The organism is Anaeromyxobacter diazotrophicus (genome assembly GCF_013340205.1).
GTDB lineage: Bacteria > Myxococcota > Myxococcia > Myxococcales > Anaeromyxobacteraceae > Anaeromyxobacter_A > Anaeromyxobacter_A diazotrophicus.
The window spans coordinates 39,982-63,233 of the sequence record NZ_BJTG01000001.1 but is presented as its reverse complement, the minus strand read 5'-3'; the positions used below and the strand labels follow the sequence as shown (position 1 = coordinate 63,233).

General features: G+C 73.5%; 14 protein-coding genes. 7 read left to right on the top strand and 7 right to left on the bottom strand.

Annotated features, from left to right (window positions below):
* Positions 1-71 precede the first annotated feature (71 nt).
* Positions 72-3,707 (bottom strand): DUF3683 domain-containing protein, encoded by a 3,636-nt coding sequence (locus tag HWY08_RS00235; protein WP_176062117.1) that lies wholly within the window; start codon positions 3,705-3,707, stop codon positions 72-74.
* Positions 3,708-3,849: 142 nt separating this feature from the next.
* Here HWY08_RS00235 and HWY08_RS00230 point away from each other — a divergent pair, with 142 nt between their 5' ends.
* The 5 genes from HWY08_RS00230 (at position 3,850) to HWY08_RS00210 (ending at position 12,266) form a co-directional block, all read left to right on the top strand.
* Positions 3,850-5,691 (top strand): 2-oxoacid:acceptor oxidoreductase subunit alpha, encoded by a 1,842-nt coding sequence (locus HWY08_RS00230; RefSeq protein WP_176062116.1) that lies wholly within the window; start codon positions 3,850-3,852, stop codon positions 5,689-5,691.
* A 1-nt stretch (position 5,692) separates the two neighbouring features.
* Positions 5,693-6,733, top strand: coding sequence for a 2-oxoacid:ferredoxin oxidoreductase subunit beta (locus HWY08_RS00225; protein WP_176062115.1), 1,041 nt, complete (start codon positions 5,693-5,695; stop codon positions 6,731-6,733).
* An 88-nt stretch (positions 6,734-6,821) separates the two neighbouring features.
* On the top strand, positions 6,822-7,499 hold the full coding sequence (locus tag HWY08_RS00220; protein WP_176062114.1) for a DUF6600 domain-containing protein: 678 nt from the start codon (positions 6,822-6,824) through the stop codon (positions 7,497-7,499).
* Between the two features lie 110 nt (positions 7,500-7,609).
* Complete coding sequence (locus HWY08_RS00215) at positions 7,610-11,068, top strand: pyruvate carboxylase (protein ID WP_176062113.1); 3,459 nt, start codon at positions 7,610-7,612, stop codon at positions 11,066-11,068.
* 46 nt (positions 11,069-11,114) lie between these two features.
* A complete protein-coding gene (locus HWY08_RS00210) occupies positions 11,115-12,266 on the top strand; it encodes an MFS transporter (RefSeq protein ID WP_255499451.1) in 1,152 nt (383 codons plus the stop codon).
* Here HWY08_RS00210 and HWY08_RS00205 read toward each other — a convergent pair.
* On the bottom strand, positions 12,239-13,297 hold the full coding sequence (locus HWY08_RS00205; protein ID WP_176062112.1) for a BamA/TamA family outer membrane protein: 1,059 nt from the start codon (positions 13,295-13,297) through the stop codon (positions 12,239-12,241). The two genes, HWY08_RS00210 and HWY08_RS00205, sit on opposite strands and share 28 nt — an antisense overlap.
* Here HWY08_RS00205 and HWY08_RS00200 point away from each other — a divergent pair.
* Positions 13,287-13,553 (top strand): hypothetical protein, encoded by a 267-nt coding sequence (locus tag HWY08_RS00200; RefSeq protein WP_176062111.1) that lies wholly within the window; start codon positions 13,287-13,289, stop codon positions 13,551-13,553. The genes HWY08_RS00205 and HWY08_RS00200 overlap by 11 nt on opposite strands.
* On the opposite strand, the gene HWY08_RS00195 is transcribed toward HWY08_RS00200, so the two are convergent.
* Both HWY08_RS00195 and HWY08_RS00190 read right to left on the bottom strand, forming a co-directional pair.
* Positions 13,550-14,095 (bottom strand): hydrogenase maturation protease, encoded by a 546-nt coding sequence (locus tag HWY08_RS00195; protein WP_176062110.1) that lies wholly within the window; start codon positions 14,093-14,095, stop codon positions 13,550-13,552. The two genes, HWY08_RS00200 and HWY08_RS00195, sit on opposite strands and share 4 nt — an antisense overlap.
* A 72-nt stretch (positions 14,096-14,167) precedes the next feature.
* Entirely contained in the window at positions 14,168-16,282 is a 2,115-nt protein-coding gene (locus tag HWY08_RS00190; RefSeq protein WP_176062109.1) for a methyl-accepting chemotaxis protein, read from the bottom strand.
* Between the two features lie 426 nt (positions 16,283-16,708).
* Between HWY08_RS00190 and HWY08_RS00185 the strand changes: the two genes are divergently transcribed.
* On the top strand, positions 16,709-19,213 hold the full coding sequence (locus HWY08_RS00185; RefSeq protein WP_176062108.1) for a hypothetical protein: 2,505 nt from the start codon (positions 16,709-16,711) through the stop codon (positions 19,211-19,213).
* 137 nt (positions 19,214-19,350) lie between these two features.
* Here the strand turns inward: HWY08_RS00185 and HWY08_RS00180 are convergent, their stop codons facing one another.
* Genes HWY08_RS00180 through hybA form a run of 3 tightly spaced genes read right to left on the bottom strand, consistent with a single transcriptional unit; the run spans position 19,351 to position 23,251 of the window.
* Complete coding sequence (locus HWY08_RS00180; protein WP_176062107.1) at positions 19,351-21,069, bottom strand: nickel-dependent hydrogenase large subunit; 1,719 nt, start codon at positions 21,067-21,069, stop codon at positions 19,351-19,353.
* Between the two features lie 10 nt (positions 21,070-21,079).
* Positions 21,080-22,303 carry a polysulfide reductase NrfD family protein gene (locus tag HWY08_RS00175; protein WP_176062106.1) on the bottom strand — a complete coding sequence of 408 codons (1,224 nt, stop codon included), beginning with the start codon at positions 22,301-22,303 and terminating at the stop codon, positions 21,080-21,082.
* Positions 22,304-23,251 (bottom strand): hydrogenase 2 operon protein HybA, encoded by a 948-nt coding sequence (gene hybA, locus HWY08_RS00170; RefSeq protein WP_176062105.1) that lies wholly within the window; start codon positions 23,249-23,251, stop codon positions 22,304-22,306.
* Position 23,252: the final 1 nt, after the last annotated feature.

Here is a 23,252-nt window from a genome sequence, read left to right as displayed (position 1 = left end):
GGGGGCGGGGTGAGGCCCCGCCCCCGTCTCCCCCCGGCGGCCGGCCGCGGGGCGCGGCCCGCGCCCGCGCGTCAGAACCGGACGGCCTGCGCCCGGGCCGCGCGCTCGCGCAGGAGCTCCGGCCAGCGGTCGCCCGAGAGCGCGCGCGCCAGCTCGACGGCGAGGTGGCGCGGCGCGGCGCCGAGCGCGGCGTTGCGGCCGAGGCCCTGCAGGCAGGACGGGCAGTTCGTGAGCACCACCGCGCCCTCGGGGCGCTCCGCCAGCGCCTCGCCCAGGGCGGCGCGCTTGCGGTGGAGCATGGCGTCGGTGATGTCGGGGCGCGAGAGCGCCAGCGTGCCCGCCTCCGAGCAGCAGTGCGGCACCTTCTCCGCGGCGCCCCCGGTGAGCTGGGCGATGACCGCTGGGCCCTGGCCGTCGAGGGAGTCGTGGCAGGGGGCGTGGTACAGGTACCCGCCGGCGGGGGCGGCGGCGCGGGTGCGCTCGGCGAGCCCGCGCGAGAGCGCGAACCGGGCGAGGTCCTGCACCTCGCAGCCGAAGATGGGCCCGGCCTCCATCGCGACGAGCCCCTCGCGGCAGGTGCCGCAAGTGACGACCACCGCGTCGAAGGCGAGGTAGGAGAGCATCTCGCGGATCTGGCTCAGCACCAGCGTGTCCCGCAGCACCATCCGGCCGTGCTGCTCGGTGCGGGCGTTGGCCCAGGCCGGGAACCCGCAGCACAGGAACGGCGGCGGCAGCACCACCCGCGCGCCGCTCTCGAGCAGGACGTGCAGCGCCGCCATGCCCACCGAGCCGTAGAGCCGCTCCGAGCCGCAGCCCGGGAAGTAGAGCACCGTCGCCGCGGCCTCCCCGTCCGGCTCGAGCACGAGCGCCTCGCCCGGCCCGCACTCCGGGAGCGCGGCCCGCATGGTGGCCGCGTCGATGGGCGGCAGCGGCGAGCGCAGGAGCTGGAGCGGGTAGGGCGCCTCGCCCGCCCCTTCGGCGCCGGGGCGCCCGGCGACCCGGGCCACGGCCCGCTGCAGCGCGCCGCCGAGCCGGACCACCCCGGCGCGGAAGGCCGCGTTGTAGGCGGGCGAGGTGGACTCGAGGTAGCGCAGCGTGGCGCGGGTCGGGGCGGCGTGGTGCTTGTACCCGTGCGCCATCAGGATCTCGCGCTCGAGCACCGAGACCTCGCCGGTGTCGATGTCCACCGGGCACGGCTTCGCGCACTTGTGGCAGATGGTGCAGTGGTCGGCCACCTCCTCGAGGTGGCGCAGCAGCTCGAAGGAGGCCGACCGGTCGCGCTGCACCTCGTAGAGGAGCGCCTCGATGAGGGCTCCGATGGCGAGGTTCTTGTTGCGTGGGTGGAAGAAGAGCCCGCGCGCCGGGTGGTAGACGCAGCAGTCCGGCTTGCACTTCCCGCAGCGGACGCACTTCGCGATCTTCTGCGCCAGCTCCTCGAGCTTGCCGTGGCGGAGGATCCGCGCCTCGAGCTCGAGCAGGTTGAACGAGGGCGTGAAGATGCGGTCGACGAGCGCCAGGTCCTCCAGCTTGCCGGGGTTCATCGTGCCGCGCGGGTCCACCTCGCGCCGGTAGGCCGAGAGCTCCGCCACCAGCGCCGGCTCCAGGTACTTGAGCTTGGTGACCCCGATGCCGTGCTCGCCCGAGCAGACGCCGCCGAGGCGCGCCACCTCGGCCATCACCCGGTCCACCGTCTCCTCGGCGCGCCGCATCATGCCGCGGTCGTTGGAGAGGACGGGGATGTTCACGTGCACGTTGCCGTCGCCGGCGTGCATGTGGGTGGCGATGACGATGCGCCGGCGCCGCTCCTCGGCGAAGAGCGCCTCGATGCCGGCCGAGACGCGCGCGTAGCCGCGCACCAGGTCGAGCAGGTCCTTGCGGAGCGCCTCGACCAGCGCCAGCGCGCGCAGCTCGCGCTCCCCGGCGGCGTCCACGGCCTGCAGCCCGGCGTCGCAGCGCAGGCGCGCCCGCGCGATCTTCTCGGGCAGGAACGCGCCGTCCTCCTCCTGGGCCGCCTCGAGGTACTCGCGCACGCGCCAGGCGAACGCGCGCTGGGCGGCGCGCTCCTCCTCCACGTTCACCCGGTCGCAGAAGCGGGCGAACTCGGCCAGCGCGTCGAGCGGGAGGACGATGTCCTCGTTGAGCTTGAAGGCGTTGGTGCGCGCTGCGATGGCGCCGAGCTTCTTGCGGTCGGCCCAGAAGCGCTTCGCCTCGGCGGCGTCCTTGGCCTCGAAGAGGAAGGTGTTGGCGTGCTCCGCCAGCAGCGCGCGGACGCGCTCCACCCCGCGGGCGGTCTGGGCGGCGTCGTGCCCCACCACGTCGATGAGCAGCACCGCCTTGGGCGCCTCGGCCCGGGGGGCCTTCACCTTGTAGCCGATGGCGCGCACGTACTCGTCGTCGAAGTGCTCCAGCGCCTGCAGCACCTCCTGCCCGCGGTCCGGGAAGGCGCGCGCCAGGCCCAGGATGACGTGGCTCGCCTCGTCCATGTCCGGCCCGAAGAACTCGAGGCAGAGCGTCCGGCTGGAGGGGTAGGCGCGGTGGAGGACGAACTCGGCCGAGGTGATGACGCCGTCGGTGCCCTCCTTCTGCACGCCCGGCAGGCCCTTGAGCGTCTTGTTGGTGATGTCCTTCCACAGCCCGTTCCGGCGCAGGTCGCGGCCGGTGAGCGCGATGGTCCTCACCGGGCTGCCGCCCGCGTCGGTCACCTCGAAGGTGACCGGGTCGGCGGGCAGGATCTTGCGCAGCTGGTGGTCGGTGCGGCGCACGTGGAAGGTGGCGCCGCCCGGCATCGCCATGTCCCAGGCGAGCAGGTTGTCGATGCAGGTGCCCCACAGCACCGCCGTCTTGCCGCCGGCGTTCTCGGCGATGTTGCCGCCGATGGAGCAGGCCCAGGCGCTGGTGGGGTCGGTCGCGAAGACCAGCCCGCGCTCGGCCGCGTGCTCCATGGCGTGCTCGGTGATGACGCCCGCCTCGAGCCGCATCACGCTCGCCTTCATCGCCCGGCCGCCGGCGAGCGCGAAGTCGCGCTCCTCCACCGCCAGGATCCGGTTGAGCTTCTCGGTGTTCACCATCACGCACCGGGCGTGGAGCGGCACCGCGCCGCCGGTGAGGCCGGTGCCGGCGCCGCGCGGGATGGCCTTGAGGCCGAGCGCCTCGATGGCGGCGAGCAGCGGCGCCACCTGCCGCTCCTCGGACGGCATCACCACCGCGAACGGGAGGTGGAGCCGCCAGTCGGTGGCGTCGGTGGCGTGCGAGACGAGCGTGAAGGGGTCGAAGAGGACGTTCTCGCGACCGACGATGGGGGCGAGGGCGGCGGCCGTCCGGGCGCGCGCCTGCGGCAGCTCGGCCAGCTCGCGGGCGAAGCCGTCCACCAGGCCGCGGGTGGCCGCGATCACCTCCGCCACGAGCGGCTCCCCGCCGGCGTGCTGCGCGACGACCGCGAGGTCCTCCTGCAGGTTCCGGAAGAGCCGGCGGCGCCGGGCGGCGGAGGCGAGCAGCTCCTCGTAGAGGTAGGCGTTGCGGCGGTGGACCAGCACCTCGCCGAACACCCGCAGCAGCAGGCGCGCCGAGCGGCCGGTGACGCGGCGCGCCCGGAGCGCCTCCAGCTTGCCCCACACCTCGGGCCCGAGCAGGTGCGAGACGGCCTGCCGGTCGTCCGCCGAGGTGTAGTTGAAGGGAATCTCCCGCGGCGTCGCGGCGGTGGTGCTCATCGGACCTCCGTTTCTAGCAGAGTCACCCGGGTGGGGGCGACCCACCTTCAGCGCCGGCCTGGCCGGGGCGGCGCCGGCCGAGCGGGCGCCCGGATCCCCGTCCTGGGCGGCAGGTGAGCGCGCGCCGGGTTATCGACCCGGCATGTCCGAGAGCATGGCGGCCGGGGACGGCGATCCGTCCTCGCCAGGCGGCGCGCGCGCCGCGGTCGTGAACGACCTCAGCATCCAGGTGGCGACGGTGAACGGCTCGGGCTCGCAGAGCGCCAACACCGTCCTCCTGCGCGCGATCTTCCAGATGGGCGTGCCGGTCTCCGGCAAGAACCTCTTCCCCTCCAACATCGCGGGGCTCCCGACCTGGTACACGCTGCGCGCCAGCGCGCGCGGCTACGTGGCGCGCAAGCCGGAGGTGGACGTCCTCGTCGCCATGAACCCGGAGACGGCGCGCGAGGACGTGGCCGGGCTCGCCGCCGGCGCGGCGGTGGTCTACGACGAGCCGCTGGGGCTCTCGTCGCTCCGCACCGACCTCGCCTTCTACCCCGTCCCCTTCGACCGGCTGGCGGGGCAGGTCAGCTCCGATGCGCGGGTGAAGAAGCTGCTCCGCAACATGGCCTACGTCGGGGTGCTGGCGCGGCTGCTGGAGATCGAGCTGCCGGAGGTGGAGCGCGCCATCGCGCGGCAGTTCGCGAAGAAGGCGAAGGCGGCCGAGCTCAACGTCGCCGCCGCCCGCGCCGGCTTCGAGCACGCCGGCCAGCTCCGCAAGCAGGACCCGTTCACGATCCGGCGCCTCGACCTCACGCGGGGGAAGCTCATCGTCGACGGCAACGCCGCCTGCGCCCTGGGCGCGCTGTTCGCCGGGGTGACGGTCGTGACCTGGTACCCCATCACGCCCTCGTCGTCGCTGGTCGAGAGCCTCACCCGGTACCTGCAGCGCACCCGCGTCGGCGAGGACGGCCGGGCCACCTTCGCGGTCGTGCAGGCCGAGGACGAGCTCGCGGCGATGGGGATGGTCATCGGCGCGGGCTGGGCGGGCGCCCGCGCCATGACCGCCACCTCGGGCCCGGGGCTCTCGCTCATGGCGGAGTTCGCGGGGCTCGGCTACTTCGCCGAGGTGCCGGCGGTGGTCTTCGACGTGCAGCGGGTGGGCCCCTCCACCGGGCTGCCGACGCGCACCTCGCAGGGCGACGTCCTCTCGGCCGCCTTGCTCTCCCACGGCGACACCCAGCACGTGCTGCTCCTGCCGGCCGCCGTGGAGGAGTGCTTCACGCTCGGCGCGCAGGCGTTCGACCTGGCCGAGCGGCTGCAGACGCCGGTCTTCGTCCTCACCGACCTCGATCTCGGCATGAACGTCTGGATGTCCGACCCGTTCCCGTACCCGGAGCGCCCGCTCGACCGGGGCAAGGTGCTCTCGAAGGAGGACCTGGAGCGCCTGGGCGGCTTCGCGCGGTACCGCGACGTGGACGGCGACGGGATCGCCTGGCGCACCCTGCCCGGCACCGACCACCCGAAGGCGGCCTACTTCACCCGCGGCACTGGCCACGACGACGAGGCGCGCTACAGCGAGCGCGCCGAGGACTGGGAGCGGAACCTGCTGCGCCTGCGGCGGAAACTCGACACGGCCCGCGGGCTCGTCCCGCCGCCGGTGACGGACGACCGCGGCGCGGAGGTCGGGATCATCGCCTACGGGAGCTCGCACCACGCGGTGGTGGAGGCGCGCGATCAGCTGGCCGAGGAGCGCGGCCTCGCCACCGACTACCAGCGCCTGCGCGCCTACCCGTTCCCGGAGGAGGTGCGCGCCTTCGTGGCGCGCCACGCGCGCGTCTACGTCGTCGAGCAGAACCGCGACGCCCAGCTCGCGACGCTCCTGCGGGGCGACCTCGGCCCCGAGCTCGCCGCGCGCGTGCGGCCGCTGGCGCGCATCACCGGGCTGCCGCTCGACGCCCGCACGCTCACCGGCGCCATCGGCGCCGCCGAGGAGGGACGCTGACATGGCCGACTCCACCCCCGCCGCCCCGCGCGCGAACCGCCTCGGCCTGCCCCTCGCCGAGTACAGGGGCGGCAAGAGCACGCTCTGCGCCGGCTGCGGCCACAACGCCATCAGCGAGCGGTTGGTGGACGCGTTCTACGAGCTGGGCATCCCGCCGGAGCGGGTGGTGAAGCTCTCCGGGATCGGCTGCAGCTCGAAGAGCCCCGCCTACTTCCTCTCCCGCGCGCACGCGTTCAACGCGCTGCACGGGCGCATGCCGTCGGTCGCGACCGGCGCGCTCCTCGCGAACCAGGGGCTCACGGCGGTGGGGGTCTCGGGCGACGGCGACACCGCCTCCATCGGCGTCGGCCAGTTCGTGCACCTCATGCGGCGCAACCTGCCCATCGTGTACGTGGTGGAGGACAACGGCGTGTACGGGCTCACCAAGGGCCAGTTCAGCGCGACCGCCGACGTGGGCTCCCGGGCGAAGAGCGGCGCGGTCAACGAGCTGCCGCCCATCGACACCTGCGCCCTGGCGGTGGAGCTCGGCGCCACCTTCGTCGCCCGCAGCTTCTCCGGCGACAAGCGCCAGCTCTCGGCGCTGCTCAAGGCGGCGCTCGCGCACCGCGGCACGTCGATGCTCGACGTGCTCTCGCCCTGCGTCACCTTCAACGACCACGAGGGCTCGACCAAGTCGTTCGCCTACGTGAAGGAGCACGCCGAGGCGCTGGAGGAGCTCTCGTTCGTCCCGGCGCGCGAGGACATCGCGGTGGAGTACGCGCCCGGCACCTCGCTCGACGTCGAGCTGCACGACGGCTCGCGGCTCCGGCTCTCCAAGCTGGAGGAGGGGTACGACCCGCGCGACCGGATCCGGGCGCTGACGCGGCTCGCGACGGCGCAGCAGCGCGGCGAGGTGCTGACCGGCCTCTTCTACGTGAACACCGGCGCGCCCACGCTGCTCGACCAGCTGGCGCTGGTGGACGCGCCGCTGGCGACGCTGCCCGAGCGCGCGACGCGTCCCTCGCGCGAGGTGCTGGAGACGCTCCTGGCGGAGCTCCGGTAGCGCGGACGACCCGCCCGGCCGACCCAGCCCGCCGGGTCCGCGGGCGCCGCGGCGGAGCTGGCCCGGCGCGTGCTACGGCTGGGCAGCAATGGCCCACCGTCCCCCTGGCCTCCCGCGCGCCCACGCCGCCCGCGCCCTGCGCGCGGCGCCGCGGCTCGTGGCGTGGGTGGCGCTCTCGGCCGCGCTGGCGGGCGCCGCCCCGGCGCGCGCCGGCGAGCCGCGCCCGGCGCCGGCCGCCAGCGCCCCGGATTCCGGGGACTTCGAGGCGCTGCTGGCCGAGCAGGGCGACTGGGTCCGCGCCGCGCGCTGGGGGCGCGCCTGGCGCCCGGCCGGCGTCGACGGGGACTGGCGCCCCTATTTTCACGGATCGTGGACCTATACCGAGGACGGCTGGTTCTGGGTCACCGACGAGCCGTGGGGCTTCGCGACCTACCACTACGGCCGCTGGGTGCTCGACGGCGCGTACGGCTGGGTGTGGGTGCCGGGCCGCACCTGGGCGCCGGCGTGGGTGGCGTGGCGCTGGGACCGCGAGGTGGTCGGCTGGGCGCCGCTCCCGCCGGACGGGCCGGCGCCGCTCCCCTCCTGGACGTTCGTCCCGGCGGCGCGCTTCGTGGGCGAGCGCGTCGAGGCCAATGCGTTCCCCGCCGCGCGCGTGCCGGCGCTGTGGGCGCGGACCCGCCCGTCCGCCGCGCACGCGCCGGGCGGCGCCGGGGCCGCCGCCCGTCGGCTCGCCCCGCTCTCGCAGCACGGCCTGCGGCGCGGGTAGGGGGCGGGGCTCCGGCGCGTGGGGGGCCGGCGCAGCGTGATCGTGGGTCGACAACCCACACCCGCCTGTGCTCTCCTGGGAGTTCAACCCCACACCGAGCCGAGGTGGCCGTGCCCCCCACCGCCCCGACCCCCGCCCGCCGGATCCGCAAGGTGCTCGTCGCGAACCGCGGCGAGATCGCGATCCGCATCTTCCGCGCAGCCACCGAGCTCGGCATGGGCACGGTGGCCGTCTACTCCCACGAGGACCGGCTCTCGCTCCACCGCTACAAGGCGGACGAGGCGTACCTCGTCGGGAAGGGCCGCGGGCCCATCGACGCCTACCTCGGGATCGACGAGCTCATCGCCCTGGCGCGCGAGAAGGACGTGGACGCCATCCACCCCGGGTACGGCTTCCTCTCGGAGAACCCGGACTTCGCGGAGCGCGTCGAGGCGGCCGGGCTGGTCTTCGTCGGCCCCACCGCCGAGCAGCAGCGGCGCCTCGGCGACAAGGTGGCGGGGCGGAAGGCCGCCCTGGAGGCGGGGGTGCCGGTCGTGCCGGGGACCGACGGGCCCATCGCGCACGAGGAGGAGGCGCTCCTCTTCGCGAAGACCCACGGCTACCCGCTCATCGTCAAGGCGGCCGCGGGCGGCGGCGGGCGCGGGATGCGCGTGGCGCGCGACCGGCGCGAGCTCCTCGAGGGGCTCGCCTCGGCGCGGAGCGAGGCGCGCGCGTCCTTCGGCAACGCCACCGTCTTCCTGGAGCGCTTCCTCGAGCGCCCGAAGCACATCGAGGTGCAGGTCCTGGGGGACGCGCACGGCCACCTGGTCCACTTCTTCGAGCGCGACTGCTCCATCCAGCGGCGCCACCAGAAGGTGGTGGAGCAGGCGCCGGCGCCGGGGCTCGCCCCCGCGCTGCGGGAGGCGATCTGCGCGGCGGCGCTGAAGATCGCGGGCCTGGTGCGCTACCGCTCGGCCGGGACCTGCGAGTTCCTCCTCGATCGCGAGGGGCGCTTCTACTTCATCGAGATGAACCCGCGCATCCAGGTCGAGCACACGGTGACCGAGATGATCACCGGGCGGAACCTGGTCCAGGCCCAGCTCCGCATCGCCGAGGGCGCCACCCTGGCGGAGCTGGGCATGCCCGACCAGCGCGCCATCGAGGCGCGCGGCCACGCCATCCAGTGCCGCGTCACGACCGAGGACCCGCAGAACGGGTTCATGCCCGACACCGGCACGCTCAAGGCCTACCGCTCGCCGGGCGGCGCCGGGGTCCGGCTCGACGCCGGCAGCGCCTTCACCGGCGCGGTCATCACGCCGCACTACGACTCGCTGCTCGTCAAGGTGAGCAGCTGGGGCCTCACGCTCGACGAGGCCTCGCGCATCATGCACCGGTGCCTGCAGGAGTTCCGCATCCGGGGCGTGAAGACCAACATCCCGTTCCTCGAGAACGTGATCACGCACCCGGACTTCCTCGCCGGCCGCTGCGACACCTCCTTCATCGACGAGCACCCGGAGCTGCGCGAGGCTCGCCGGCGCCAGGACCGCGGCTCGAAGCTGCTCCAGTTCCTGGGCGAGGTGGTGGTGAACGGCTCGCCCGGCGTCCCGTCGAAGCTCGCGCCCTCGAAGCTGCGCGAGCCGCGCCTGCCGGCGGTGGACCTGGCGGCGGCCCCGGCGAAGGGGACGCGCGACCTCCTCCGCGAGCAGGGGCCGGAGGCGCTCGCGCGCTGGGTGCTGGCGCAGGAGCGGCTGCTCGTCACCGACACCACCATGCGCGACGCGCACCAGTCGCTCCTCGCCACCCGGGTCCGCTCCTACGACCTCTTGCGCGTCGCGCCCGCCACGGCGCGGCTGGCGCCCGGCCTCTTCTCGCTCGAGGCCTGGGGCGGCGCCACCTTCGACGTCTGCATGCGGTTCCTCAAGGAGGACCCGTGGGAGCGGCTGCACCGCCTCTCGGAGGCGGTCCCCAACGTCTGCCTGCAGATGCTGCTCCGCGGCTCGAACGCGGTCGGCTACACCAACTACCCCGACAACGTGGTGGAGGCGTTCGTCGCCACCGCCGCCCAGGCCGGCGTGGACGTGTTCCGCGTCTTCGACGCGCTCAACTGGACGAAGGGCATGGCGGTCGCCATGGGGGCGGTGCGGCGGAGCGGGAAGCTCTGCGAGGGCGCCATGTGCTACACGGGCGACCTCACCGACCCGAGGCGCGACAAGTACCCGCTCACCTACTACGTGGCGCTCGCGAAGGAGCTGGAGCGCATGGGCGCCCACGTGCTGGGCGTGAAGGACATGGCGGGGCTCCTCAAGCCGTTCGCCGCCCGCAAGCTCGTCAAGGCGCTCAAGGACGAGCTCGGGATCCCGGTCCACCTCCACACCCACGACACCTCCGGCTACGCGGGCGCCACGCTGCTCGAGGCGGCCCAGGCCGGGGTGGACATCGTCGACGCGGCGCTCTCGCCGCTCTCCGGGCTCACCTCGCAGCCGTCGCTCGACACGCTGGTGGCGGTGCTGCGGGGCACGCCGTGGGACACCGGCCTCGACCAGGGCGGGCTGCAGCAGCTCGCCGCGTACTGGGAGACGGTGCGCGAGCACTACGCGCCCTTCGAGTCGGGCCTCCGGAGCGGCACCGCCGAGGTCTACCGCCACGAGATCCCGGGCGGCCAGTACTCCAACTTCAAGCCGCAGGTGGCGGGGCTGGGCCTCCTCGACCGGTGGGAGGAGTGCAAGGAGATGTACCGGAAGGTGAACCTCCTCTTCGGCGACATCGTCAAGGTCACGCCCTCGTCCAAGGTCGTGGGCGACATGGCCATGTTCCTGGTGAAGAACGACCTCGAGCCGGAGGACCTCTTCCGGCCGGGTCAGGACCTCGCCTTCCCGGCCTCGGTGGTGGGGATGTTCAAGGGCATGCTGGGGCAGCCGCACGGCGGCTGGCCCCCGGCGCTGCAGCAGCTCGTGCTGAAGGGCGAGGAGCCCATCCACGTCCGGCCGGGAGAGCTCCTCGAGCCCGCCGACCTCGAGGCGGAGCGGCGGAAGGCCTCGGAGCGCGCCGGGCGGCGCGTCTCCGACGAGCAGCTCGTGAGCTGGCTCCTCTACCCGAGCGTCTGGGCGGAGCTGGAGCGGCACCGCGCCGACTACTCCGACACCTCGGTGCTGCCGACGCCTCACTTCCTGTACGGGCTCGAGCCGGGGCAGGAGACCAGCGTCGAGATCGAGCCGGGCAAGACGCTCATCGTGAAGCTCGTGCTGGTGGGGCCGCTCGCCAAGGACGGCACGCGCGAGGCCTTCTTCGAGCTGAACGGGGAGGGGCGCAACGTCATCGTGCGCGACCTCTCGGCGGCGCGCGACGGGGCGGCGCGGCCCAAGGCCGATCGGGCCGACCCGCGGCAGGTCGGCGCGCCCATGCCCGGCAAGATCGTGAAGCTGTGCGTGAAGCCGGGCGAGGAGGTGGCGGCGGGCACGGTCCTGCTCGTGACCGAGGCCATGAAGATGGAGACGAACGTGAAGGCGAAGGCGGCCGGGCGGGTGGCGGAGGTCCGCTTCCCGGAGGGCGCCCTGGTCGAGAAGGAGGACCTCCTCGTCCTCCTCGCCTGAGCCGCGCGGGGCCGGCCGGCGCCGGCGCGACACGGCCGCCCTCTACCTGGCGACCGTGGCGTGCTACGCCGACATGTACCTCACCCAGCCGGTGCTGCCCGAGCTCTCGCGCGAGTTCGGGGTGGCGCCGGCGCAGGCGGGCCTCACCGTCGCCGCGGTGGTGTTCGCCATCGCGGTCACCTCCACCTCCTACGGCGCGCTCTCCGACGCGTGGGGCCGCCGGCGGGTGATGGTCACCGCGGCGGCGCTGCTGGTCGTGCCCACCGTCGCCTGCGCCCTCGCCCCGTCCTTCCGGTGGCTCCTGGCGCTCCGCGCGCTCCAGGGCGCCTTCATCCCCGGGGTGACCGCGGTCTCGGTGGCCTACGCCGGCGACCGCTGGCCGCCCGACCGGCTGACGCGGGTCGTGGCCGGCATCATGGGGGCGGCGGTCGCGGGCGGGCTCCTCGGCCGCGTCATGGCGGGGCCGGTCACGGCCGCCTTCGGCTGGCGCGCGACGTTCCTCGTCGGCGCGGCCGCCACCGCGCTCGGGGCGGCCGGGCTCGCCCGCGAGCTCGCGCCGGCGGACGCGCGGCAGCCGCTCGGGCTCCGCCGCGCCTACGCCGGCGTGCTGGGCCACCTGCGCGAGCCGCGGCTGGTCGGCGCCTTCCTCATCGGCGCCTGCCTCTTCTTCGGCTGGATGGGGCTCTTCACCTTCTTGCCCTACCACCTCACCTCCGCCCGCTACCGGCTGCCGACCGCGCTCGTGTCGAGCGTCTACCTCGTGTACGCGGCGGGGGTGGTGGCCTCCCCGGTGGCGGGGCGGCTCGTCCAGCGCGTCTCGCCGCGCGCGGTGATGGCGGCCGGGCTCGCCGCCGGCGCGCTGGGGGCGGTCCTCACGCTGGCGGGGCCCTTGCCGATCGTGGTGCTGGGGCTGGTGGTCTTCGTCGGCGGCGCCTACACCGCCCAGGCGGTGGCGCCCTCGTTCGTGAACGCCAGCGCGCGGACGGCCAAGGGCGGCGCGAACGCGCTCTACCTCACCTTCTATTACGTGGGCGGGACGTTCGGCGCGTCGGTGCCGGGCCTCGCCTGGCAGCGCGGCGGCTGGCCCGGGGTGGTGGCGGCCTGCGTGGCCGCCCAGGCGGCGGCGCTCGCGGCGAACGCGCTGCTCTGCGGGCGGCGGCTCCGGCGGGATCAGAACGCCTCGTCGAACGCGAGGTAGTAGGCGGTGGCGCCCTGGCCGGCGAAGCCGACCTCGAAGCGGATCACCACCGCCTCGTCGAGCAGCGCCCGGACGCCGCCGAACGCGCCGGCGCCGACCACGGGGGCGTGGCCGCGGTCGCGGGCGCGCCCGGCGTCGCCGCCGGCCGACACGCCCCACTGCTGGCGCCGCCCCAGCCAGCGCGTCTCGGTGAGCCACGCGCGCAGCTCGACCCCGGCCAGGAGCTTCTCCTCGCCAGAGAGGCGGTCGCGCGCGAGCCCGCGCACCGTGCCGTTGCCGCCGAGCCCCTCGCCGTACGTGAGCCCCTCGTACTGCGAGCGCTCGTAGAACGGCACGTCGCCGAGCTTGAGGTCGTAGAGCCCGCGAAAGGCGAGCACCGTGTCGCGCCAGAGCGGCACGTAGACGCGGAGCCCGACGTCCCCGCCGGCGAGCTGCTGCGCCGCCAGGGGCGAGAGCGGCGGCGAGGCGAAGATCGAGGCGTCCGCGAGGACGCCGCGGCGCGGGGAGGAGGGGCGATCGCGCCGGTCGTAGACGAGCCCGAGGTGGACGAGCGACGACGGCCCGCCGCCCCGGCCCGGCGGCGCACCGGCGCGGAGCGCCTCGCCCGGGTCCGCCACGGAGATGTCGGTGAACCGGTAGCGCACCCACCAGCCGAGCGGCCCCAGGAGATCCCCGCGCAGGATGAGCGACAGCCAGGGGCCGGAGCTGCGCCACCGGAACGGATCGGGCGGGTTCCCCGCCCCCGGGGCGACCGGGAGGCCGCCCAGCCCGGCCCCCTCGCCCCAGTACGGCGCCTCGGGGTCGAACCAGACCTTCGCCTGGAAGAGCGCCCGCAGCGAGGTGTCGAAGAGCCGGAGGAGCTCGCCCTTGGTCTCGATCCCGCGCGGCCCGTGCGTCGACCAGGCGAACCCCAGCGCACCCCAGTCGCCACGCTGCCCCTCGCGGTCGAGCTGGTAGAGGTAGCTCGCGGCGCCCGCCTGGAGCCCGATGTCGCTGCCGTAGGTGACGAGGGGGATGGCCGTGAGCTGCACGACCGGCTCGCGCGGCGCGGCCGGTGCCGCTGGCGGCGTGGGCGGCGTGGGCGGCACCGGCGGGGGCGGGGTAGGGCTGGCCGGCTCGGTGCGGGTCGGCGTCGACGGCTCGTCCAGATCCGACGTCGAGCTCGAAGTCGGCGGCGCGGTCGTGGTCGAGGTCGAGGTCGGCGCGCGCGCGGCGCCGTCCGAGGGTGCGTCCCCCGCCGCGGCGAGCCAGAGCGCGAGCGCGATCGAGACCACCGCGCCTCGCTAGGCTCCCTGCCGGATCTCCCACCACGGCAGCACTTCCGGCCTGGGCTGGCGAGGCCGCGGCCGCACGCCGTGCGTGGCGAGCACCTCCAGCACCGCCGCCACCGCCGGCTCGAGCGCCGGGCGGACCCGGTCGGAGAGCCCGCCGTTGAGCTCCACGCTCTCGGGCTCGGCCCCGACCACCGCCACCTGGCGCGGGGCGCCGCCGGTGAACTCGAGCGTGAGGACCAGGTTCCGCAGCGCCGGCTCGTAGGGGCTGTTGCGGAGCGCCGGCTCGCGGTTCGGGAGCTCCCGGTCCATCACCTCGGCGTGCGACACCCGGTGCAGGGTGCCGGGCGGCGCCTTGCGGTGGACGCTCGAGACCACCACCAGCGCCTCGGCGCCGCGCACGAAGGGCGTCAGGTCGACGCCCTGCGTGCCGATCTCCGTGACCTGCACGTCGTCGGGCCAGTCGTACCAGCCCTCGAGGAGCTGCGCGACGTACGGGCCGAAGCCGTCGTCGCCCATGAGGACGTTGCCGAGTCCGATGATCGCGATGCGTGACATGGTGCTCCGCCGCAAGGAGGGGAGGGCAGGGCGGCGTGGCTTCCGCCCCGGTCCGTCATCTCCCCAGTCTGCCTAGCGAGCCGCGGCGTTGCCAGCGCGTTCGTCGGTCCCAGCTCTCCGGGGGCGTGCGGTCTTCGCCGGCGCCCGGCCGGGCTGGCCGGCGCGCGAGAGCTGGAAGGTCGCCACCATGCCGGCGAGCTCCTGAGACTGGCTCGACAGCTCCTCGGCCGCCGAGGACGACTCCTCGGAGCTGGCGGCGTTCTGTTGCACGACCGCGTCCATCTCGCCGACGGCCTTGCTGATCTGCACGATGCCAGCCGCCTGCTCCTTCGCCGACGCGGAGAGCTCGGCCACGATCTCCGTCACGCGGGCGACGGAGCCGACGATCTCGCCCAGCTGCGACGACACCTCCCGCGCCATGGCGTCGCCTTCCCCGGCCTGCTTCACCGCCTGCCGGATGAGCTCCTCGGTCTTGTGCGCGGCCTCCTTGGAGCGCAGGGCGAGCGAGCGGACCTCCTCCGCGACCACGGCGAAGCCGCGGCCGGCCTCCCCCGCGCGCGCGGCCTCGACGGCGGCGTTGAGGGCGAGGAGGTTCGTCTGGAAGGCGATCTCGCCGATGTCCTTGATGATCTGGGAGGTGCCCTCGGCCGAGGCGCGGATCCGCGCCATGGAGCTGGTCATCTGCCCGACCGCCGCCGCGCCGGCGGTGGCGGCGGCGTGCGCCGTCTTCGCCAGCGCGTCCGCCTGGCGGGCGTGGTCGGCCGCCTGCGCGGTGGTCGAGGTCATGGTCGCGAGGCTGGCGGCCGTCTCCTCCAGCGCGCTCGCCTGCTGGCTCGCGCCGCCCGCCACGACCTGGCTCGACGAGGCGATCTGGCCCGAGGCGGAGGCGACCTGGTGGGCCGCCTCGGCGACCTGCCCCAGCGCGTCGTGGAGCGCCTGCGCGGTCGCGTTCACCGCCTCGCGCATCCGGGCGTGGTCGCCCTGGTAGCTGCCCTCCATCCGGACCGTGAGGTCGCGCTGCGCCAGCGCCTCGAGCACCCGCCGCGCCTCGCGGCCGGGCGCCTCGACGAGCTCCAGCAGCTCGTTCACGTGGTCGAGGATCTTGCGGTGCGAGCCGCGGTAGCGCGACGCGTCCGCGCGAGCGGAGAGCTGCCCCTCCTTGGCGGACCGGATGAGCGCGTCGAGGTCCCGCCCGCGGCTCGCCACCGTGGTCATGAGGTCGTTGAGCCCGCGCTTCAGCTCGTCGAACCGGCCGCGGTAGTCCCCCTCGACGTTCGGCGGGATCTCGCCCGCGCAGAAGGCCACGAGCCAGTCGATCGCCTCGTCGAGCGGCCGCGCGACCGCGTCCATGGCCTCGTTCAGGCCGGCGATCACGGGCCGGAACTCCTCCGCCACGGCGCCGGGGTCGACGCGCGCCTGGAGCTGCCCCTCGACCAGCGCGTTGCGCACCCGCCCCGTCTCGGAGGCGAGGTTCCGGAGGGCGGCTCCCGTGCTGCGGGCGATGGTGAGGCCGATCGCCGCCAGGCCTGCCAGCGCCAGGACCACCGCCGCTGCCATGAGGACCCCGCACCAGGACACGACCTGCCGCGCGAGGCGGCGCTCCGCCTCGAGCGAGGCGGTGTTCTCCTGCACCACCGCCTGCACGGGGGCGTCGACCGCGGCGAGCGCCTTTCGCGCGTCGTACCAGGCGCGGTACAGGTCCTGCTCCGCCGCGGCCAGCTGGGGGCCCTCCGCTCCCGCCGCGCGCGCCGCCGCCTCGGCGGCGTTGCGCGCCCGCGCCGCCTCCATGACCGACCGGACCGCGCGCTGCCAGGCCACGAGCGGCGCGGCAGTCTCCTGCCACAGCGCGCTGGCGCGCGCGCCGCGCGGCAGCGCCTCGTAAGCGCGGCGCGCCTCCTCCACCGCGCTCAACCCCCGCTCGAGCCGGTCGAGCGAGAGCTGGCGGTCCTCCGCCGACAGGCCCCGGATCAGGCAACCATTCACGAAGCGGAAGACCTGCATCTGCCCGAGCGCGAGCCGGTCCAGGGCCAGCGCGCTCGGGTAGTGCACGCTCGCCACGGTCTCGAGCTGGTTCGCGACCTTGCGCTGGCCCAGGTAGGCGAGCGCGGAACCGGCCAGCATCATCGCGCCCGCGACGAAGAAGCCGAGCGCGACGCGGCCCACCGTCGTCTTGAGCCAGCGGAACATGCGGGCCTCCCGGCCGGAGCCGGCGTGCGGGCCGGACTCTACGTCCGTGCCGCCGCCGCCCACCAGGGCCGCTGAGCACCGGCTGTGCCACCCGCCGCCCGGGCCGCGCGCCGGCGGGCGAGCCGGGTGATTTCAAGGGTGCGCGCGGGCGCGCAGGCCGGGGACGCACGGGATGCGCGGACGGGGCGTGCGGCACCCGGGGGCGGGTCGCGACCCGCGCGCAAAGCGTGCGTCGAGCAGCTCCCTCCCCCGAGGCCGCTTCTGCATTTCGAGCGCACGGCGCCGCGCCGACGGACCGAGGGTACGTGCGACCCAGAGTGGAGCGACACATGGCCGCACCTCCCGGAACCGCGGCGATCGCGGGCTGGCGCGCTTCGTGCCTGGAGCGCGGGTGGGGGAATCACGCCACCTCGCGAGGACACCTGCATGAGCCGAACGTCGAAGCTGTACACCTTGAGCCTCACCGCGCTGCTGGCCGTGGCCTGCAGCAAGGGGTCCCCTCCGGCGGCGAGCGCGCCAGCGACCGGCGGCGTCGCGCTGCCGAAGGAGATCTCGGCCCTGCCGCCGAAGCCCCAGACGGCGCTGGCGACGGCGGGCGCCAGCGCGCTCCGGATGAGCGCGTTCCGCGACCTCGGGCGGGCGCTGACGGTCAGCTCCCTCCCTGCCGGCTCCGACTACGGGACCGCCTCGACCGTCAAGTGGGTGAACGAGCAGGCGCTCTCCCGCTTCGACATCCTGAATTCGATCTTCAAGGCCATCGGTCAGACGAACTACGCCGACCCGGCGAACGTCGGCGCCGGGCCGTACGGCGCGAACGTGACCTCGGTCGGCGACGGGGGCGGCGACGGGGCTCAGCAGAAGGCGCTCCAGACGTGGGTCGTCGACTCGACCGTGGCGACGGAGGGCGGGCAGCCGGTGAACGTGCTGCACTGCTGGATCGCGGACCGCGGCGGCCTGGTGACGGCCGTCCTCAAGGTCTATCGGGCGCCGGCGCAGAACGCCGACGGGTCATACTCGGACTACGGCGTCTGGACGATCGACGCGGACCTCTCCCCGGACGGCTCGCAGTACTTCGTCGCCTCGGCCGAGCTCGGCCCGGACGGCGCCTCGATCGTGAAGGTGCACAACACCGACGGTGGCGGTGGCGGTGGCGGGCCGCTCGAGACGCGCGGGATCATGCACAAATCCGGCGCGGCGGGGTACGGCAAGGTCTCGTTCTTCGACCAGAACTGCGGCTCCTCCGGCTGCCAGCCGCAGCCGGTGACGGTGGCTTACGCGTACGACGCGCACCACGTGAAGATGGCACTCACGAAGGGCGGCCAGACGGAGACGCTCTTCAAGGACCGCGACACGGTCGTCGATCTGGTCGAGCGCTACGGGCTGTACGACTCCGGCGGCGCGGACGTCGCGAAGTCGCGCCACTTCGGCTTCCCGTTCCGGTACGGGGCGAACGGTGGAAGCTGGGGCTACTACGGCGCCTGGCAGGGCCGGCACCAGATCTGGGCGAACGGCGAGACGGTCGCCGCGGGCGTCACCGTCACGAGAGGTGACCGCGGGCCCGACCAGCCGACCGAGACGTACACCACGAGCCGGGTCTACCCGGGCATCCTGGTGAAGCGTTCCTACGTCGGCGCCGCGCTCGACGACATCAAGGACGTGGTGGTCGGGGCGTGGGACTTCCAGAGCTTCACGCTGGTGGGGACCGGCGCCGCCTGGCAGCGGTGCGTCATGTCTCCGCCGCCGGCGCCCGGCATGCCCGCGCCGCAGCCGGTGTGCGACCCGGGCACCTTCACCGGGTTCGCGGACCTGGTGGCCGACCCTGCCATCGGGACGCAGGTCGACCTCGCCTCCTGGTCGAGCGGCATGGGGACGCCGTCGACGCGCACCACCCTCGGGGTGAACGCGACGCGGGACGGGCTCGTCGACGCCACCGGCGCGGCGTTCCTGCCCACGCTCGGCACCCAGGTCGGCGTCAACGCGAGCGGCCCGATCTGGATCGCGTACACGGGCTCGGGCTGGGTGAAGAAGCAGGTCGTGTCGATCGACCCGACCACGCACCAGCCGACGTTCGGCCCTGGCGACACCGCCTACGCGATCCCCGACGGCCGTGAGTACTACCTCGACAACATGGGCGTGCGCTACGTCGTGAGCTGCTCGGGCGGCGCTTGCACCGCGAAGCTCGAGAACCAGGCGGTGGCGAACCCGGCCAACGTGGCGGCCCTCGTCCCGGCCGGCACGGTGTTCACGCAGCCGTCCTGGGGCGCCACGCCCTCGACCTACACGCTCGTGACGGACCCCGCGGACCCGAGCTTCATGGAGCTCGTCTACCTGACGGTCGGGCAGCAGGACCTGCAGCAGCACCCGACGGCGGTGGCCGGGGGCGTCGTCACCTCGGGCCAGTGGGGGCTCAGCGCGACCATCGGCGGGACGCAGGTGCAGTTCAACTGGGAGTACCCGGATGCGAGCGGCGCGTGCACCACCTGCGGCACGCAGCAGTTCCTCCTCGACGCGGGCGGGCAGATCGTGCAGCTCGACGACCCCATCCGCCTCGCCGCGATGGACCTCGTGAACGGCGCCGGCGAGCACCACCGGTACTCGATGCAGTTCGACGGGTCGTGGGTGAGCGGCTTGCCCGATCTGCACGCCGACCTGCAGGCGGCGGGTTACCAGATCACCCCGGCCATCCAGGCCAAGGCCGTGGCCATCCCGACGGGCACGGTGGTGACCGACGCCGCCGACGCCTCCAGGCAGTACGTGTTCAAGCAGCTCCAGGTCAGCGAGTACCTCGCCACCGCCGCCGACCCGGGCGGCCTCGACCTCGCGGCCGCCGGCGCGCTCGACCTCTCGACGGTGCCGGCCTGGGTGGCGACCGGCCTCGGCGCGCGCCCGCCGTTCGTCCTCAAGTACTCCGAGGGGAACCCGGTGAAGTAGCGGTCCGCGAGCACCAGGCTGGGCCGCGCGCCCGCCCTCCGGGGCGGGCGCGCGCGTCTCGACGTCCTCCGGCCAGGGCAAAAGGAAAGGGTGAGGGCCGCTGGGCCCTCACCCTTCGAGCTACCGCAAGGCCGCGTTTACAGCACCTTCACGCGGGCGATCTCCTGCCCCTCGCCGTCCACGGTGTGGATGGCGCAGGCGAGGCACGGGTCGAACGAGTGGACCGTGCGGAGCGCCTCGAGCGGCTTCTTCGGGTCGGCGATGGGGTTGCCGACGAGCGACTTCTCGTACGGGCCGAGGTCCTTGTCGTCCTTGGCGCGGGGGCCGGCGTTCCAGGTCGAGGGCACGACCGCCTGGTAGTTGGCGAGCTTGCCGTTCTTGATGACCGTCCAGTGCGAGAGCGTCCCGCGCGGCGCCTCGTGGAAGCCGACGCCCTGGTACTCGCCCTTGGCCAGCTTCGGCATCGGGTCGTTGAAGATGGTGGTGTCGCCCTTGCCGATGTTCTCGACCAGCAGCTTCCAGTGCTTCTGGGCGAGCTCGCTCATCACCGCCGCGCGGATGGCGCGGGCGGCGATGCGGCCGACGGTGGACTCGAGGACGGCCGGGGTGAGCTTCGTCTTCGCCACCGCGCCGGCCGTGTTGAGCATGGCCGTCGCGTACTTGGTGGTGAGCGGGTCGCCGGCCTTGAGCGCGTACATGACCTGCGCCAGCGGGCCGACCTGCATGGGCTTCCCGTTGAAGCGGGGCGCCTTCACCCAGGTGTACTTGTCGGGGGCGGGGGTCTCGGCCTTCCAGTCGCCGGTGTAGTGGGGCTTGGTCTCGCCCTTCCACGGGTGGAGCGGCGAGCCGGAGTCGGCGTAGTAGGCGTACTTCGACGACTCGGTCACGCCGTCGCGGAAGTACGCGTCGCCGAAGCCGCCGATCGGCTTCGTCTGGCCGGCGATGATCGTGCCGCCGGGCATGTCGAACTTCGTGCCCTTCGTGTCGAGCGGCAGCTCCGGGACCGACAGGTAGTCGGTGACGCCGGCGCCGTACTTGGTCCACTCGGCGTACAGGCCGCCCACCGCCGCCACGTCGGGGAAGTACGCCTGCTGGACGAACGCGGACACCTCGTCGAGCAGCTCCTTCACCTGATACAGCTTCTGCATGTTGAGCGTGGCCGGGTTGTCGAGGTTGATGGCGTTGGCCACGCCGCCCACGGCCAGGTTCTGGATGTTCGGCGTCTTCGAGCCGAGGATCGCCACCACCTGCAGCGCCTTGCGCTGGTACTCGAGCGCCTGCAGGTAGTGCGAGACGGCGAGCAGGTTCACCTCCGGCGGCAGCCGCATCGCCGGGTGGCCCCAGTAGCCGTTCTGGAAGATGCCGAGCTGGCCGCCCGCGACGAAGCCGGCCAGCTTCTCCTTCACCGCCGCCAGGTCCCGGGTGGAGTTGTGCTTCCACGGGGAGAGCGACTCGGCGAGCTTCGACGCCGCGGCCGGATCGGCCTTGAGCGCGCTCGTCACGTCCACCCAGTCCAGCGCGGACAGATGGTAGAAGTGGACGATGTGATCGTGCAGGCAGTGCGCCGCGACGATGATGTTGCGGATGTACTGCGCGTTCATCGGCACTTCGAGGTCGAGCGCGTTCTCGACCGAGCGCACCGACGCCATGGCGTGCACGGTGGTGCACACGCCGCAGATGCGCTGGGCGAAGATCCAGGCCTCGCGCGGATCGCGACCCTGCAGGATGGTCTCGATCCCGCGCCACATGGTGCCCGACGACCAGGCGTTCTTGACCTTGTTCCCCTCCACCTCGAGGTCGATGCGGAGGTGGCCCTCGATGCGGGTGACGGGGTCGATGGTGACTCTCTGGCTCATTTACGCACCTCTATCGACCGGCAGCGGCCTGAACCTGACCCGCGCCGACATGGGAGTGATCGCGGGCGTCATCGACGACCACGACCGGGAAGAACCGAGCGACGACGAGGAACACGGCGACCCCGACGGCCGCCATTCCGACGGTGACGGCGATCTCGCCGAGGGACGGCATGTACTCGAAGCCATCCCCGCCGTTGTAGGCCGTGAGGTAGGCGTCGATGCGCCACAGCGCGCCGGCGAGGATGGAGAGCAGCGCGGCGCCGAGGAGCTTGCCCCGGTTCTGCTGGACCTTCTTCGAGAAGAACATGAAGGCCGGGACGAGGAAGAGCGCCGTCTCGAGCAGGAAGAAGAACAGGTGGAAGTCGAAGACCCCCAGGTACTTGAGCTTGCCGTGGGCGGCGATGTCGACCAGGCGGACCACGACGAACAGGAAGAGCAGGCCGCCGTTCACCTTGGAGAGGTCGGCGAAGAGCCGCTGGTCGGCCTTCGCGTTCCAGGTCATGTGCAGGATGTTCGTCAGCGCCACCACCGCGCCGTAGCCCATGGCGAGGCAGGAGATGAGGGCCAGGGTGGGCAGGAGCGCGGTGTGCCAGAGCGGGTTCAGCTTCGGCCCGGCGATGAGCATGAGGCCGCCGAGCGAGCTCTGGTGCATGGTGGGCAGGATCATCGCCGCGGCGATGAAGTAGGGCATGGCCTTCGCCAGCACCGGCCCCCACTTCTTGCCGATCTTCGCCCAGAACGGGTGCTTGCTGTCGGCGGCGCCCTCGAGGACGGCCGGGAGCACCTCGATCCACAGCACCATCACGTAGGTCATCACGCAGGCGGCGACCTCGAGCAGCACCGAGCCGAGGTTCCACACGCCGGGCAGGAACAGCCAGTAGACGTTCCAGTACCGGCCCAGCGCGATGAGGATGGAGGCGCCCGCCAGCGAGTACGCGATGGCGCCGAGCAGCACCGCCGGGCGGACCAGCGGGTGGTACTTGCCCTGGTTGAGGAGGTAGCAGAGCAGGCCCGTCGAGTAGGCGCCCGCGCCGATGCCGGTGAAGACGACGACGTTGACCGGCTCCCAGATGCCCCAGGCGTAGCCGTCGGACATGGCGCTCACCGGCCCGACGCCGGCGAAGAACCGGTAGGCCATGACCGCGACCGACAGCGCGAAGAGACCCAGGCAGACGTTCATCAGCGGGCTGAACAGCTTGCCGCCGATGGCCTTCGGATGATCGTGGCCGCTCATCTACTTGCCCTCCCCATGGTGCTCGGCCGCCTCTTCCTTCTTCCGGTTCCGGCGCACCACGAACGCGGCCGCCGCGTAGAGCGCGATGGGCGTGATGCCGTTCAGGTACGGCATGTGCGAGACGTGCTCGGAGAAGTAGGCCTGCGACTCCTCCGGCAGCTCGGGCAGGCCGAGCTGCTTGAACTCGACGCCCTTCGCGGCGAGGTACAGCACCTGCGTCCCGCCGCCCTCGACCTCGCCGTAGACGTGGCCGTTGTACTTCTGCGGGTTCGCCGCCAGGCGGCGCTTCGCCTCGGCGAGCAGCTCCGCGCGCTTGCCGTAGACCACCGCCTCGCGCGGGCACACCTCGCAGCAGGCAGGGTTCGCCACCGCCAGCGGGCCCGCCTTCTTGGGATCTGCCCGGTGCCGGCACAGCTCGCACTTCACGATGAGCGGGAACGCCTTCGTCCACTCGAACTTCGGGATGAGGTACGGGCAGGCGATCTGGCAGTAGCGGCAGCCGACGCAGGTGTTCTTGTCGTAGAGGACGATGCCGCTGCCGCGCACCTCGCCGTCGTGGTGGCGGGTGCCCTGGCCCTCCTTGTGGAGGGCGCCCATCATGCAGACCGAGACGCAGGACGGGTCGACGCAGTGCATGCACTGCTGCTTCATGAAGGCGTACTGGCCGCCCTCGGAAGCGAGCACCTTGATGACGTTCTTGGTGTTGCCGTTCAGGTCGTCGGGCTGGTCGTAGAGGCCGTCCGCGCTGCGGTCGTAGGGGAGGCCGTTCGCCTCCTTGCACTTCGTGACGCAGGCGCGGCAGCCGATGCAGAGGGTCGAGTCGTACAGCATGCCGACCGCTTCCGCCTCGACCTCCCGCTTCTCGCGGGCTTCGGCCCGGCCGACGACGGCGGTCGCGGCCCCGGCCGCCACCGCCCCCTTCAGCAGGCTTCGACGGGAGATGCGCATC

Excerpts from the sequence above, each read along its gene's own strand:
- HWY08_RS00180 (WP_176062107.1), bottom strand. The coding sequence starts at position 21,069 with ATGAGCCAGAGAGTCACCATCGACCCCGTCACCCGCATCGAGGGCCAC.
- HWY08_RS00225 (WP_176062115.1), top strand. The coding sequence starts at position 5,693 with ATGGCCGACTCCACCCCCGCCGCCCCGCGCGCGAACCGCCTCGGCCTG.
- HWY08_RS00185 (WP_176062108.1), top strand. The coding sequence starts at position 16,709 with ATGAGCCGAACGTCGAAGCTGTACACCTTGAGCCTCACCGCGCTGCTG.
- HWY08_RS00235 (WP_176062117.1), bottom strand. The coding sequence starts at position 3,707 with ATGAGCACCACCGCCGCGACGCCGCGGGAGATTCCCTTCAACTACACC.
- HWY08_RS00175 (WP_176062106.1), bottom strand. The coding sequence starts at position 22,303 with ATGAGCGGCCACGATCATCCGAAGGCCATCGGCGGCAAGCTGTTCAGC.
- hybA (WP_176062105.1), bottom strand. The coding sequence starts at position 23,251 with ATGCGCATCTCCCGTCGAAGCCTGCTGAAGGGGGCGGTGGCGGCCGGG.
- HWY08_RS00230 (WP_176062116.1), top strand. The coding sequence starts at position 3,850 with ATGTCCGAGAGCATGGCGGCCGGGGACGGCGATCCGTCCTCGCCAGGC.
- HWY08_RS00220 (WP_176062114.1), top strand. The coding sequence starts at position 6,822 with ATGGCCCACCGTCCCCCTGGCCTCCCGCGCGCCCACGCCGCCCGCGCC.
- HWY08_RS00190 (WP_176062109.1), bottom strand. The coding sequence starts at position 16,282 with ATGTTCCGCTGGCTCAAGACGACGGTGGGCCGCGTCGCGCTCGGCTTC.
- HWY08_RS00195 (WP_176062110.1), bottom strand. The coding sequence starts at position 14,095 with ATGTCACGCATCGCGATCATCGGACTCGGCAACGTCCTCATGGGCGAC.